We start from the raw sequence: 14,287 nt of genomic DNA, 5'->3' as shown, positions 1-14,287 counted from the left end.
AATTCACCTATAAGAAAGAGAATAGTAGTTAAGGCAGCACCGTAAATTGTGATCCTCCATTTCAAATGAATATCTGGCAGCAATTTAAAAATAGCTCCAAACAGTACTGTGATAAAAACAAATGATAATACATAATTAAGGATCTTCAAACCAACAGTCGTAATTACGGGAGCCGTATCTCCAATATAATCACCAAGTATGGCGACCAGAGCTGATATTACCAGCGCCATTAACATTAAAAAGCCTATTGCCAGCACCATTCCAAAAGATATAACCCTGTCCAGGACCATTCGCATAAATGTCTCTTTTTGGCTGCGACGTTCCAGATGTTGTTCATGGATTTTTTTAATCTGAAAAAAACCCCGGTTGCTCCAAATAATAACATAGCCACACCAAAAACAATTGCCCAGGTGGAGTTTTCTGTGATTGCAGCACTGGTGATCATTCCTTCCACTGCTCTGGCTGCATCTGCCCCAATAAATTCAGTAATCTGGTCGGTTAGCTTACCCTGTACAGCCTCTCTTCCAAAAAAAAATAACCTGCTATGGAAACAACGATGATCAAAAGTGATGGAAGAGAAAAAAGAGTGTAATATGCTATAATAGCACTCTCTGCCCAGGGATCATTACTGTTCCAGCTGAAGTAGGTCTTTTTAATAAGACTGAAAAAAGGTTTTAATCTTCCTCATAATTTGTAATGAGATTGAAATAACCTTAGATGATGCTTCTCATGCCCGGCAATGATAAAACCGGCAGCAGCTACGCTTAACTCCCCCCACTGGAGACACCTTTCTCCTTAAGCATGGTATTACTGAAACTTTTAAATAAACAGATTCCAGATGCTCTAATGGCTTTATATTCTTCAAGAAGATCTTCCCCTTTTCTTTCCGTGGCAAAAAGGCAGGTACATAGGAGTCCTGGTCAAACCCGGGCAATGGGGTTTTATCTCCCCTGGAAATACACAAAGCCCTATATTGGAAAATTCTCTCGGTATCAAAAAGATGCTGTAAAACCTGGGCCACAGTCCATTTCCCTGGCGCATAATGTTTTTAAGATCATCTTGATTGAGACCCTCCAAAAATGAAGACATTTCTTTTCCCTGCCCGTTTAACAGGCTTAGTAGATCATCCTGCGGCAATTGGTCTATATACTTTTGGTAATAAGCAGGATATTCCGAAATTGGTAAATTGGCAAGGGTCATATAATAAGACTTTCGTTATTATTCATATAACTACAAGATATAAAAAAACCCCCTTCAACACTAGATATCAAAGGAGGTTTAATATAAGTTTAATAAAGTTACATACTCTTGAAAATAGAATGCATCAATCTTTTCTTATCATCATACTTTCTTCAAGAGAGATCATTGTCTCTGTTCTGTAAACCCCTTCTATATCGTCCAGCTGGAAAATAATTTCCTTGGCATGTTGCGTATTTCGTGCACGTATTTTACAAAACACATTGAATTTGCCTGTAGTTACGTGAGCAACAGTAACAAATGGGATATCATTAATACGTTCCAATACAAATTTTGTTTGGGATGTATTCTTCAAAAATATACCAACATAGGCAATAAAGGCATACCCCAGTTTTTCATAATTAAGGGTAAGGGAAGAACCAAGTATAATTTGCGCTTCTTCCATTTTTTTCACCCTTACGTGAACTGTTCCTGCAGAAATATTTAATTTTTTTGCTATATCTGTAAAAGGGGTGCGGGTATTCTCAATTAGCATATCGAGAATTTGATGATCTGTATCGTCTAATTTGTACTTTGCCATAACTCTTAACGTCTTTAAATGAAAAACAAAATTAATACAAATTCAATAAATAATTAGTAACGATTTTCAGTTATTTGCATATTTTATAATTAAAACTTCATTTTTAAGAAGAAGATTATGAACTATAACGTTTTCGCTGACCTCTCCTCCATCTGAAAGCTTAACTTCTTTTTCCTCACAGTCAATTTCCTTATGCCCATAAAATTTTAAATTGGCTTCTATCTTTTCAATGCAGGGTATGAATTCTATTTTATTATCCACCAACTCTTCATTGTATTGAATGGCGATATCGACTATTTGATCCTTCAGGAGTGCTCTTCGTAAAATAACATCAAAGAACAGCTTCTCATTTTGAGGTATATTGAAATAATCCTCCTCACTTTTAGTGTTTATCTTTTTGCAGCAATGACCTCCAGGGCAGTAATTAAAGCCTGTACAAGAAACTCCCGGACCTTTTCCCGCTCGTAGTCATTATAATAATGTCCTGCTTCAAACAGGATGGTGGGAACATCGAGCGATTGAAACGTATCGCCTGTGCAGTTAATATTAAAAGCATCGCTGTACCTGCCAACCATTCCGGGGATTTTTCCTGAAGTCGCTCATTCATCGCTACAATCACTTTCATAGATGCTTTCCTTGAAGGCGTGACGCTCCTCTCCTCATTCATTGCGGAGTTAAAAACGAAATAGTAGCAGGTAAGGGTTTTGGCCGGCACTAAAAATAGTACGTTGGTCGTGCAGATTAAAGCAATAATGAGGCTTAAATTCATTATATACCTTTCTCAAGACTTTGCTTTCTTCCTCTTCCCGGTTGTGGGCATCCCTGTTAAGGTCAACTCCACGAGAATTTACTCTTGTATAAGCTCTGGCGCCATCTGGATTGAGCATGGAACAAAACAAATTTGAAGCTCTTTAAGAAGGCTTTCAATATATTCCTCATTAGCAAATATCCTGAAGGACTTAAGAATATCAAAAACCGCTTTTGTAGTGGTAGATTCATTCCCGTGCATTTGTGACCATGCAAAAATTTTTATTTTACCATTGCCCACAGTAATTCTATGGATAGGTTCCCCCATATGAGATTTCCCAACTTCATAAAATTTAAAAGCTGAACCAACTTCGTGAATAGCCTTTTCTATATGATCAAAATTAAGGTAACGGCCCTGGAGCCTTTCTTCCTTATAAAGTGAATAGTTTACAATGAAATCCTCATATGAGGTAATTGATTTTTTCCATGTTTACAAAAGTAAATAAAGCAAATTTTACAATTGTAAACAGTCTTAAATTCTAATTATGTTTAACTTTGTAAACAACTGAAAGCTCCTGAAACAACAAATAGATCATAGGTGTTGGGAAAAAATCCATGCCGCCAATAATTGATACTTAATTTGCTTAATTTTAGTTGTTTATATATGCTTATGTAGACCTTTAGTTTATTTTAAAAACTATATGTTTACAATTGTATGCAGATGGACTGGTTCTTATTTATTACATTTGTAAACAGAATTAAATTGAAACATAATTTACAATGGTAAACAGTGATGAGTTTAGCAACAGGTTGCAAAAAGTGATGGAATATTATGATCTTTCTGCCGCTGCATTTGCAGATGCGATAGATGTGGGCCGCTCTTCTATTTCACATATTATCTCGGGAAGGAATAAACCCAGCCTTGATTTTGTTCTCAAAATAGTTCAAACTTACCCCGAGGTAGAACTCTATTGGTTGCTGAATGGGAAAGGAAGTTTTCCAACCGATGTATCAAAGCAAGAACCTCCTAAAGCCTCCCCTCTGTTGCTACTCCCGCACCTTCTTCCACCCAGGAAGGTGTTGCTCCCCAGGCAATTTATCAGCCACTCCTGCCTCTGATACAACCCGGACAGGAAAAGAAATAAAAAAAATAGTAATTTTTTACACTGACGGTTCTTTTGAAGCCTTTGAAAATTGAATATTACCCTTGAAAAGCTTTATTTTGCATTTAAATCCAGGGAGAGTTAGCTCTTGTTGCCCCTGGACCCAAAAAGCCTTAAGAATGAAGTATTTCCCGGTTGTTTTATGTGTTTTAGTGTTATTCACCGGATGTTATTCCCCTGAACGGGATTGTGCCAGTTACAGGACCGGAACCTTTGAATTTGAAACTTACCTCAATGGGGAGATCGTCACTTCAAGATTTGTAAGAAATGACTCTATTGAAATTGATCATTTCCAGGGGAAAACCGATACCTCTTCTGGCTGAATGATTGCGAGTATATAATTAAGAATTTAAACCCGAAGAACCGGGCAGAGAGACAGCCAATTCATATAAAGATCCTTACGACAGGGAAAGACTCCTACACCTTTGAGTACGGCCTGGTTGGAGACAGCCAGAAAGAAAAGGGAGAGGTTAAACGTATTGAGTAATATCAGTTATTTTGCCCGCCTTTTCGTAATAATTTATTTTGCTCCTCCATTAACTCATTAAGATTGGTAAGCAATTCAATATTCTTTGGAGTTTCGACTGTTTTGTCTTTGGGATCTTCAGATTTTCTTCGAAACCTGTTCATTAATTTCACCACCAGGAATATGGTCATCCCTATAATCAAAAAATCTATGAGTGCCTCCACGAGGGCTCCATATCCTATTGCTATCTCCTCTACTGCAGGGGAAACACCCGGCTGTTCTGCAACACCTTCCCGCAGGACTATTCTCCTTGAAGCGTAGTTAACCCCTTCTGTCATCATTGATAGTGGCGGCATTACGACCTGTTTCACGAGCACATCTACCACCTTATTAAAGGCGGTACCTATGATGATCCCCACCGCCATATCTATCATATTGCCTTTTACAGCAAACTCCTTAAATTCCTTTAAAAACCCCATTACTCATCAAATAATTTTGTCTGGCCCCTGGGAACTTTTTCTTATCTCACCTTCTGCAAGGTTTGGTGTGTTACTTTCCACTGTTTCCTCATCCTTCACCTCCAGCTCCTCGGTAGGAACAACTTCAGGTTCATAAGGTACGGGGATCCAATAGGTTTATTTGTTTAATTTTTCTGTAGTCAACTGGTTTCCAAGCGCTTTAATCCCTTTAACTGAAATGAATTCTTCAAGATTTACCACTTCATTTGCCCGTTGATCTTTACCTCTCGCTTTAGTAAAAACCAGCTCTGCCTGCGGGATATAATCTGTTGAAACCAATTCCAGGAATGATTTCTCGTGGTCACCTATAAAAAGCTCATCCTTATCTGGATTTTCAATTTAGAAAACGCTTCACATAATACTTTTCCTTTTCTGCCTCCCAATATATTGCCGAGATTGGTTTTTTAGGCACCCACTTCTCCAGGACAATTATTTCGTCATCAAACCTTGTGGTAAGTTCGGGCTTTATTGTTTTTGCCACTCCGTTTTGAGTGATAATGAGCAGCCTGTCCTCTCCTTTGAATTCTCCCAGAAGCTCTCCTCTTTCATCTACATTAAGACGCTTTACACTATCATCAAACCAAATTTCTGCGAGGCTTAAGGGTTGAAACACCTTCTTCCTTGAGTTCAATTTTCTTGACCGCATACTTGGTTACAATATTTCCTTTCACATTTCGGCCCTTGATAAGCATATCTGCAAAATCCACTTCAAACCTTAGCTTCTTAATGCTTCCCACCTGTCTAAGGTATACTGTAACAACTTCTGCTTCACCATTAGGATTGGCAGAGAAATACAGGATCTTTGAATCTTTCTTGCCCTGGGTTACATCATATTCCCTGTCACGGGTAATAGAAGTAACGGCAAATCTCTTAATATAGGAGGAGCCATTCTTCCCGTCGCGGTATACGAGGTTGTAGATCGTTCTTTTATCTTTCTTCTTAAAGACCGCCACATGTATAATATCCTTACCTACAAAGGTTTTTGCATCTACTTTGGTCACCATCATCTTCCCGTCTCCCGTGAAGACTATAATATCATCGATCTGAACAATCTGTAACAAATTCGTCTTTCTTAAGGGAGGTACCAATAAAGCCTTCATTTCGATTTACATATAGCTTGGTATTGCGCATAGCCACCTTGGAAGCTTCTATATCATCAAACAGGCGAAGATCTGTCTTACGCTCTTTTCCTGCACCATATTCTTTCTTAAGTCTTTCAAAATATGAAACAGCGTAATCTACAAGATGGTCCAGGTGATGTTTTACTTTGGCGATCTCCTCCTCAAGGGCTTCTATTTTTTGCTGTGCCTTATCGATATCAAATTTAGAGATCCTTTGATCCTTATTTCTGTAAGCCTTACTATATCTTCTTCTGTAATGGCTCTTTTTAGATGCCCAATATGAGGTTTTAAACCTTCATCTATCGCTTTAATTACCCCCTCCCATGTCTCCTGTTCTTCAATATCACGGTATATCCTGTTTTCTATAAATATTCTTTCAAGGGAGGCAAAATGCCACTGCTCCTCAAACTCATCCAGCCTGATCTCAAGGTCCTGTTTTAATAAACTTAGAGTATGATCTGTAGAGCGCTTTAAGATTTCAGTAACCCCCAGGAATACAGGTTTATTATCAATGATCACACAGCCAAGTGGTGAAATGGAATTTTCACAAGTGGTAAAGGCATAAAGCGCGTCAATAGTTTTATCTGGTGAAATATTTGGGGAAGGTAGATAAGGATCTCCACATTCTCTGCAGTGTTATCCTCTATCTTCTTGATCTTGATCTTTCCCTTGTCGTTTGCTTTAAGTATAGATTCAATTAAGGTGGTAGTGGTACCGTATGGGATCTCCGTAATTGCAAGAGTATTTTTATCATACTGGGAGATCTTGGCGCGTATCCTCACTCGTCCTCCCCTCATCCCATCATTATAATCTGTCACATCTGCTTCCCCGGCGGTTGGAAAATCCGGGAAGAGTTTAAAGCTTTTTCCTTTGAGGTGCTTTATAGAGGCATCTATAAGTTCCATGAAATTATGAGGAAGGATCCTGTGCTTAATCCCACCGCAATACCTTCAGCTCCCTGTGCCAGTAAAAGCGGAAATCTCACCGGGAGGTTTACCGGCTCTTTCTTACGACCATCATAGGAAAGTTGCCATTCAGTTAATTTAGGATTAAATAAAACTTCCAGGGCAAATTTGGATAACCGAGCTTCGATATACCTGGGAGCCGCTGCCCGGTCACCAGTTAAAATATTCCCCCAGTTTCCCTGGGCATCTATGAGCAGGTCTTTTTGTCCAATTTGAACCATGGCATCCCCTATACTGGCATCCCCGTGAGGGTGATACTGCATGGTATGTCCAACGATATTGGCTACTTTATTGTACCTGCCGTCATCAAGATCTTTCATGGAGTGCATTATACGGCGGTGTACGGCTTAAAACCATCTTCCACAGCAGGTACTGCACGTTCCAGGATCACATATGATGCATAATCTAGGAACCAATCCTTGTACATGCCTGTAACACGAATAAGTTGTTCTTTTGGTTGTTCCTCCCCGTTTAAGGGTAAATTATCCTGGTTATCTAGATCCATTTAAGAAATTGCTTTATTTTTTTCCAATACTTACGCAGGGACTCGATCATTCCTCTTTTCTTTTTCTTCCCTAAAAATGTAATATTGAACCTATAGCTACGTGGGCCTTTCTTGCGACGGCTCCTTATATAAATTTTTAAACTGGCATAGATCCCGTAATCGCTTACTTCAAAATTAATAAGCTTGGATTTTGGAAATTCTGCCCTTTTAACCCTGTATTCCATAAATTTTGAAAAAAAACCCCATTATTTTTGAAATTCAGGGTTTCCCCATCACTGTCAAAATCAAAGGACTGCGCGATACGATGAAAATAAATGCCAAATAGCAGAAGGAGAATATTGGGAAGAAAGTGACTAAAAGTCATCGCATTCTCGGTTTCTGAGGTGGTCATTATTTCAATATTCACAAAAAGATTGGTTACAAAAGCAGCTACAATTAAAATGTAGATGGAAAATAATCTTTGTTTCGGAAGTATTTTTAAACCTCATAGGCTACTCTGCGATCAAATCCAGTTCAACTTTAAGATTATCAATTATGAATTCCTGCCTGTCTGGCGTATTCTTACCCATATAAAAACTCAAGAGTTCTTCAATGGACATATCCTTGTCCAGCATAACAGGGTCAAGACGGATATCTTCTCCAATAAAATGTTTGAACTCATCTGGAGAAATTTCTCCCAATCCCTTAAACCTCGTTATTTCTGCTTTGCCAGAAAGTTTATTGACGGCCTGCTGTCTCTCAAGCTCACTGTAACAATAGATTGTTTCCTTCTTATTTCTTACCCTGAATAATGGGGTTTGGAGTATATAGAGGTGGTTTTCTTTTATAAGTTCAGGAAAGAATTGCAAAAAGAAAGTTATTAGTAAAAGCCGAATGTGCATCCCGTCCACATCGGCATCTGTCGCGATCACTATATTATTATACCTAAGGTCTCTATGGATTCCTCAATGTTCAGGGCAGCCTGTAGCAATTGAATTCTCATTTTCATATACGATCTTTTTGGTAAGACCATAACTATTAAGGGGCTTTCCTTTTAAACTGAACACAGCCTGCGTATCACATCCCGGATTTTTGTAATGGATCATCGCAGAATCTCCTCTGTTATAAACAGCGTTGTCTCCAGGTACCGTTCCTTTTTACTGTCCCCAGGTGTATACGGCAATCCTAAGTTTTTTATTGTGAAGGCTGGCTTTTTTCGCCCGGTCTTTGCCAGTTTCCTAATTCTGATAGCTCCTTCTTTCCCTTTCTGCCTGCAGGATCTTACGTTGCAGCTTCTCTGCAGTTTCAGCATTCTTATGGAGGTAATTATCCAGATGGGTTTTACGAAATCATTGATATAAGTACGCACGGTGGAAGTTTGCCTCCCATATCTGTAGAACCGAGTTTGGTTTTGGTCTGGCTTTCAAACACCGGCTCCATCACCTTAATACTTATTGCTGAAACTACCGACTTTCGCACATCTGATGCCTCATAGTTCTTCCCGTAATACTCACGGATAGTCCTTACCAGCGCCTCTCTGAAAGCCGCTAGATGCGTACCTCCCTGAGAGGTATTTTGCCCGTTCACAAAGGAGTGGTATTCCTCAGAATACTGGGATTTACTATGGGTTAAGGCTATCTCAATATCATCACCGCGTAAATGAATGATCTCATATAGTTGATCATCCTCATTTATGCTGTCTCCAAGAAGGTCCTTTAAACCATTTTCTGAATAAAACTTTTCACCGTTAAAGATAATCGTCAATCCCGGATTGAGATAAACGTAATTCTTGAGCATTTTTTCTATATACTCATCACGGTACCTGAAATTTTTAAATATGCTTTCATCCGGGATATAGGTTACCTTGGTACCACGGCGCCTGGAGGTCTCCTCCAGTTCCTCCTCGTTTACGAGGTTCCTTTTTCAAATTCAGCCGTTTTGGAGCGGCCATCCCGGGTAGATTCTACTTTAAAACTGGATGAAAGTGCATTAACGGCTTTTGTACCTACACCGTTTAAACCAACAGACTTTTTAAAAGCGCGGGAATCGTACTTTCCCCCGGTATTCATTTTGGAAACTACATCAACAACTTTTCCCAGCGGAATCCCACGGCCATAATCCCGCACTATAACCCTTTGGTTTTGTACAGAGATCTCAATGGTCTTCCCGGCGCCCATGACAAATTCATCAATACTGTTATCTATTACCTCCTTTAGAAGTATATAGATACCATCATCTGCCGTGGAGCCATCTCCAAGTTTTCCAATATACATCCCGGGACGCATACGTATATGCTCCTTCCAGTCCAGTGACCGGATATTATCCTCTGTATATTTAGTATCTTGACTCATAACTAGTAGGTGCGGTTGAGTCGCTAATATAAGGTTTACATCAAAAAGTTAAAACCCCGCCTGCACAAAGTAATTAACAAAGCATTAAGAGGAAATGTTGATAGACTTGAGATATTAGATGTGAGACTTGAGATATGAGACTTGAGATCATTGTTGTCCGATAAAAGAGTCTGGACCGCTTCCGCTGCTAGAATCTAGAACCTAGACTAAAAAGTGTGTGGAAAATACTGGTTTAACCTCTTATAAAAAGCTTGAATTTTCCTGAACTATTTCAGATCCAAAACCACCCCTGGTTGAGGTTGATGTATCTTCTGACTATATATATTAAGGCTTAAGAAAATTTTAAATATTTTAATCGGACACCAATGACTTGAGATTTGAGATTTGAGATAGACAATCGAGCTCATCCTTCTAAAAATCAATCCTACCAATTCCCCAGGTAATTCTAAAATCTAACGTCTAACATCTAACGTCTAACGTCTTATTAAACGTTGAACCTAAAATGCATCACATCCCCGTCCTTCAAAATATAGTCCTTGCCTTCTACCCTCATCTTACCGGCTTCCTTGACCTTTGCCTCACTCCCGAAGGAAACGTAATCATCATAAGCGATCACCTCTGCACGAATAAATCCTTTTTCAAAATCTGTATGTATCACCCCTGCGGCCTGTGGCGCACTTGCCCTACGGGAATTGTCCAGGCTCTTACCTCCTTAACACCGGCGGTAAAATAGGTTTGTAAATCAAGTAACCTGTAGGCAGAGCGAATCAACTTTGCAGAACCTGCCTCATCAAGGCCAATATCTGCAAGGAACATTTGCCGCTCTTCGTAATCGTCCAGTTCTGTAATATCGGCTTCAGTACCAACTGCAAGTACAAGCACCTCAGCATTCTCGTCCTTTACAGCTTCCCGCACTTGTTCTACAAATTCATTTCCTGTAGTGGCAGAGCCTTCGTCAACATTACAAACATACATCACAGGTTTATCTGTAATTAGTTGTATATTATTAACAAAATCCTCTCTTTCAGCATCTGTAAGCTCAATTGCTCTTACAGATCTTCCCGCTTCAAGGCCCTGCTTCAGTTTTAATAAAGCAGCTTCCTCTTTTTGCGCATCTTTATTCCCTGTTTTGGCAGCCCGCTTTACCTTTTCCAGCTTTTTTTCAACCGTCTCCAGGTCCTTAAGCTGTAACTCCATATCAATAGTTTCCTTATCTCTTACAGGATTTACAGAACCATCTACGTGCACAATATTATCATTTTCAAAACATCTAAGCACATGAAGAATAGCATCTGTCTCTCTAATATTTCCCAGGAACTGGTTACCAAGGCCTTCTCCCTTACTTGCCCCTTTTACCAGACCTGCTATATCCACGATCTCAACAGTTGCAGGCATAACCCTCTCCGGCTTTACCAGGGATTCCAATTTTTCCAGTCTCGAATCGGGTACGTTCACCACTCCTATATTTGGCTCAATAGTACAGAAGGGGAAATTGGCGCTTTGCGCCTTGGCATTGGATAAACAATTAAAAAGAGTTGATTTTCCTACGTTGGGTAATCCTACAATTCCGGCTTTCATATTATATTTTTAAGGATACGGGTTCTACTCTGGGCAATAGCTCAAAATTTTAGGCTATGAGAACAGACCCGAATTTATAACCTGTGTTTTTGCGGCTGCAAAGATAGGCTTTAAAGTTGAAATTGAGAAGATAGCATCAATTATGAAAAAGGTAGAGGGAATCACATTCATATTTTCTACTTTTTGCCTCACCTATTAGGATTTAGTAAAACCCTAACGAAGCTTTATCAAGTCTTAACAGCTTATCATTGTAGATTTGTAAAAACCTAAAAATAAAACAGTTATGAAAAAGTTAGTTTATTTATTGACATTTTTGTTTGTGGGAACCATCTATGCACAGGTTACAGATCAACCCACACAATCAAACAGGGATAATATGGATATGAGGACAGACAGGGCCACATATTATGATATCCAGGAACCATCAGATTATACTTTTAATAATCAAAACTTCAGGTTTACACCAAATGACAGGGGTGACCTTACCGTATCGCAGATAGAAAACGGAACAGAGACCGAAATTGGAAATCTTCGCAGAACTACTGCAAACGGGTATTATATTATGACTTCTACTTCAGACCCTAATGATGTTTCCTTTGGACGCTTTGATGAGCAGGGAAATTTCAGGACCTACAGGTATGACAGTACTACAGATAGTGTACTTGAAGAGGATTACAATATAAGTACTCCAAGAAATATTCGTGGCCAGAATCAAAGCGATATGAGAAGAAACAACCCTAACAGGAACCTTAACAACCAGGGTGTAAATAACAGAAACACCAACAACCGTGGTGTGAATAACAGGAACACTACTACGAATGATCCTATAGATAATAAATAGATCATTAATATGGTATTAATTAAAAACGCTCTCAGGTTTGGGAGCGTTTTTCTATTATAACCGGGTTTTTTTCAGGATTCTGATCTTCATCAGTTTTCGGCACATTTCACAGGATTTTATAAGCTTGTGGGAGGAGAAGTTTTTTTATAACCGTAAATTTGCACCTCAATTATTTACTATGAATAAAGGAATCTATATAGCCACGCTGGAATCCAACAGCGGGAAATCTATTATCTCCCTGGGGCTTATGCGCACCCTTCTTGGAAAAACCACAAAAGTGGGTTATTTCAGGCCTATTATAAATGATGTACCAACTGGAAAAAAGGATAATCACATCGATACAGTGCTAAGTCATTTTGAAGTTGATCTGCCTTACGAGGATGCCTATGCCTTTACCCGTAGCGAGATCATTCAAAAGCGTAATGACGGCCAGTCTGGTGAGATCATTGATACTATCATTCGCAAATACAAGAACCTTGAAGAAAGATTTGATATTGTCCTGGTAGAAGGAAGTGATTTCTCAGGTGAAGGCAGTGTCTTTGAATTTGATGTCAATGTTTTAATTGCCAAGAACCTTGGGCTCCCTGTGATCATTGTTGCAAGCGGGCAGCATAAAACCAAGGAGACCTTGATGGGCAGCCTGCAAATGGCCTTTAATGCATTCATTAACAAAGATGTAAAAGTGCTGGCCATGGTAAGCAACCGCATACAGCCAGAAAATCTTGAAATCGCCCTAAACGGGATGAGGGAATTCCTGCCAGATGAGGTGGCCGTATTTGCCATTCCATTAATAGACACTCTCTCCAATCCAACTTTAAAGGAAATTATCACGGCACTTAACGGTAAGGTTCTATTTGGACACGATTTTCTTGATAATCAAACAGGTAATTTTAATGTGGGTGCAATGCAATTGCGCAATTACCTTCACCATTTAAAGAATGAAAGCCTGGTCATTACCCCGGGAGATCGTGCAGATATAATCCTTGGAGCCCTGCAGGCAAATATTTCTACCAATTATCCAAGGATCTCGGGGATCATCCTTACCGGGGCATCACTCCCGAAGATTCCATAATCAAACTTATCGAGGGACTCTCGCAGGTTGTTCCAATTATATCTGTTGAGGATGGTACTTTCAATGTAGCAAATAAAGTTGGAGCAATTAAATCCAATATTTATGCAGATAGTGTTCAAAAAATAGAAACTTCCATAAGCACCTTTGAAAAATATGTTTCCCTTGATAAGCTGGCCGAGCAGCTCATAAATTTCAAACCAAAAGGTATCACTCCCCGAATGTTCCAGTACAGCCTGGTGAAGCGGGCCCAACAAGCAAGGAAACATATTGTCCTGCCCGAGGGGACAGATGAAAGAATACTTACAGCAGCGGCAAAACTCATAGCCATGGACTTGGTAGATATCACCTTACTGGGAGATGAGGAGATCATAAAAAGTAAAATTATGAATTTAGGTTTAGTGCTTGACCTGGAGAAGATCAAAATCATAGACCCCGTTAAATCTGTACATTTTGAAGATTACGCCCTCACCTATTATGAATTAAGGAAGCATAAGAATGTGAACCTGGATATGGCCCGCGACAGGATGAGCGATGTCTCTTATTTTGGCACGATGATGATCTATAAAGGTCATGCCGATGGAATGGTATCGGGTGCCGCCCATACTACACAACATACTATTATACCTGCTTTACAGTTCATAAAGACCAAACCCGGGGTGTCTGTGGTTTCTTCTGTATTTTTTATGTGCCTTGAGGACAGGGTTTCAGTTTTTGGGGATTGTGCCATTAATCCCAATCCCACGGCTGAGGAGCTTGCAGAGATCACAATCTCTTCAGCAGAAAGCAGTAAGGCTTTTGGAATAGAACCCAAAATAGCAATGCTCTCCTACTCTTCGGGAACATCCGGGAAAGGTGAGGATGTAGACAGGGTAAGACAGGCCACAGAGATCGTTAAAAGCCTGAGGCCAGATCTAAAAGTAGAGGGCCCTATCCAATATGATGCAGCCGTAGACCTAAGTGTAGGACAAAGTAAATTACCAAATTCTGAAGTTGCAGGACAGGCCAGCGTTTTGATCTTCCCAGATCTTAACACCGGTAATAATACTTATAAAGCGGTACAACGGGAGACGGGGGCCCTCGCAATTGGACCTATGCTCCAGGGGCTTAACAAACCGGTTAATGACCTTAGCCGAGGCTGTACTGTAGACGATGTTTTTAATACTGTAATCCTTACCGCCATCCAGGCACAGGGAATTTAAATCTT

Annotated in this window: 10 protein-coding genes and 6 pseudogenes; 4 read left to right on the top strand and 12 right to left on the bottom strand. The window is 39.6% G+C overall.

The annotated features are described in order from the left end of the window. Window positions 1–65: 65 nt before the first annotated feature. The 7 genes and pseudogenes from FHG64_RS20050 to FHG64_RS19715 form a co-directional block, all read right to left on the bottom strand. Window positions 66–478, bottom strand: a pseudogene (locus tag FHG64_RS20050) (YhjD/YihY/BrkB family envelope integrity protein); the annotation flags it as partial. A 249-nt stretch (window positions 479–727) separates the two neighbouring features. Beyond that, a complete protein-coding gene (locus FHG64_RS19735) occupies window positions 728–1,021 on the bottom strand; it encodes a hypothetical protein (protein ID WP_246054210.1) in 294 nt (97 codons plus the stop codon). 277 nt (window positions 1,022–1,298) lie between these two features. Further along, window positions 1,299–1,777 (bottom strand): annotated as a pseudogene (locus FHG64_RS19040) (Lrp/AsnC family transcriptional regulator). A 66-nt stretch (window positions 1,778–1,843) separates the two neighbouring features. Beyond that, window positions 1,844–2,038, bottom strand: a complete 195-nt coding sequence (locus FHG64_RS19730) for a hypothetical protein (RefSeq protein WP_246054207.1) — start codon at window positions 2,036–2,038, stop codon at window positions 1,844–1,846. 128 nt (window positions 2,039–2,166) lie between these two features. Beyond that, window positions 2,167–2,352, bottom strand: a complete 186-nt coding sequence (locus tag FHG64_RS19725; RefSeq protein ID WP_246054205.1) for a M14 family metallopeptidase — start codon at window positions 2,350–2,352, stop codon at window positions 2,167–2,169. Between the two features lie 99 nt (window positions 2,353–2,451). Beyond that, window positions 2,452–2,664, bottom strand: a complete 213-nt coding sequence (locus FHG64_RS19720; protein ID WP_246054392.1) for a M14 family metallopeptidase — start codon at window positions 2,662–2,664, stop codon at window positions 2,452–2,454. Further along, on the bottom strand, window positions 2,625–2,852 hold the full coding sequence (locus tag FHG64_RS19715) for a hypothetical protein (protein ID WP_246054204.1): 228 nt from the start codon (window positions 2,850–2,852) through the stop codon (window positions 2,625–2,627). The genes FHG64_RS19720 and FHG64_RS19715 overlap by 40 nt, the downstream gene beginning before the upstream one ends. A gap of 452 nt (window positions 2,853–3,304) precedes the next feature. Here FHG64_RS19715 and FHG64_RS19030 point away from each other — a divergent pair, with 452 nt between their 5' ends. Beyond that, window positions 3,305–3,643, top strand: a complete 339-nt coding sequence (locus FHG64_RS19030) for a helix-turn-helix transcriptional regulator (RefSeq protein WP_174760413.1) — start codon at window positions 3,305–3,307, stop codon at window positions 3,641–3,643. A gap of 163 nt (window positions 3,644–3,806) precedes the next feature. Continuing rightward, complete coding sequence (locus FHG64_RS20045) at window positions 3,807–4,010, top strand: hypothetical protein (protein WP_394344198.1); 204 nt, start codon at window positions 3,807–3,809, stop codon at window positions 4,008–4,010. 166 nt (window positions 4,011–4,176) lie between these two features. Here the strand turns inward: FHG64_RS20045 and mscL are convergent, their stop codons facing one another. From mscL to ychF, 5 genes and pseudogenes are all read right to left on the bottom strand, one after another. Further along, window positions 4,177–4,632 (bottom strand): large conductance mechanosensitive channel protein MscL, encoded by a 456-nt coding sequence (gene mscL, locus FHG64_RS19020; RefSeq protein ID WP_139064540.1) that lies wholly within the window; start codon window positions 4,630–4,632, stop codon window positions 4,177–4,179. Window positions 4,633–4,638: 6 nt separating this feature from the next. Next, window positions 4,639–7,262: pseudogene (locus FHG64_RS19015) on the bottom strand (DNA gyrase/topoisomerase IV subunit A). Then, on the bottom strand, window positions 7,253–7,486 hold the full coding sequence (locus tag FHG64_RS19710) for a hypothetical protein (RefSeq protein ID WP_246054202.1): 234 nt from the start codon (window positions 7,484–7,486) through the stop codon (window positions 7,253–7,255). The pseudogene FHG64_RS19015 and the gene FHG64_RS19710 overlap by 10 nt, the downstream one beginning before the upstream one ends. 267 nt (window positions 7,487–7,753) lie before the next feature. After that, window positions 7,754–9,592 (bottom strand): annotated as a pseudogene (locus FHG64_RS19005) (DNA topoisomerase IV subunit B). Window positions 9,593–10,076: 484 nt separating this feature from the next. Next, window positions 10,077–11,170 (bottom strand): annotated as a pseudogene (gene ychF, locus FHG64_RS19000) (redox-regulated ATPase YchF). 283 nt (window positions 11,171–11,453) lie between these two features. On the opposite strand from ychF, the gene FHG64_RS18995 reads away from it, so the two are divergent. Next, window positions 11,454–12,011: a hypothetical protein gene (locus FHG64_RS18995; RefSeq protein ID WP_139064535.1), complete on the top strand. Its 558-nt coding sequence runs from the start codon at window positions 11,454–11,456 to the stop codon at window positions 12,009–12,011. A 178-nt stretch (window positions 12,012–12,189) separates the two neighbouring features. Then, window positions 12,190–14,282: pseudogene (gene pta / locus FHG64_RS18990) on the top strand (phosphate acetyltransferase). Window positions 14,283–14,287 lie beyond the last annotated feature (5 nt).

The organism is Antarcticibacterium flavum (genome assembly GCF_006159205.1).
Classification (GTDB): Bacteria; Bacteroidota; Bacteroidia; order Flavobacteriales; family Flavobacteriaceae; genus Gillisia; species Gillisia flava.
Note: the sequence above shows the minus strand (reverse complement) of the source record. Positions and strands in the feature narration are given on the sequence as shown.

Bases quoted from the DNA above. Each gene is read 5' to 3' on its own strand.
- FHG64_RS19030 (WP_174760413.1), top strand. From the start codon at position 3,305: ATGGTAAACAGTGATGAGTTTAGCAACAGGTTGCAAAAAGTGATGGAA.
- FHG64_RS19715 (WP_246054204.1), bottom strand. From the start codon at position 2,852: ATGGGGGAACCTATCCATAGAATTACTGTGGGCAATGGTAAAATAAAA.
- FHG64_RS19710 (WP_246054202.1), bottom strand. From the start codon at position 7,486: ATGGAATACAGGGTTAAAAGGGCAGAATTTCCAAAATCCAAGCTTATT.
- FHG64_RS18995 (WP_139064535.1), top strand. From the start codon at position 11,454: ATGAAAAAGTTAGTTTATTTATTGACATTTTTGTTTGTGGGAACCATC.
- FHG64_RS19720 (WP_246054392.1), bottom strand. From the start codon at position 2,664: ATGCTCAATCCAGATGGCGCCAGAGCTTATACAAGAGTAAATTCTCGT.
- mscL (WP_139064540.1), bottom strand. From the start codon at position 4,632: ATGGGGTTTTTAAAGGAATTTAAGGAGTTTGCTGTAAAAGGCAATATG.
- FHG64_RS20045 (WP_394344198.1), top strand. From the start codon at position 3,807: ATGAAGTATTTCCCGGTTGTTTTATGTGTTTTAGTGTTATTCACCGGA.
- FHG64_RS19725 (WP_246054205.1), bottom strand. From the start codon at position 2,352: ATGGTTGGCAGGTACAGCGATGCTTTTAATATTAACTGCACAGGCGAT.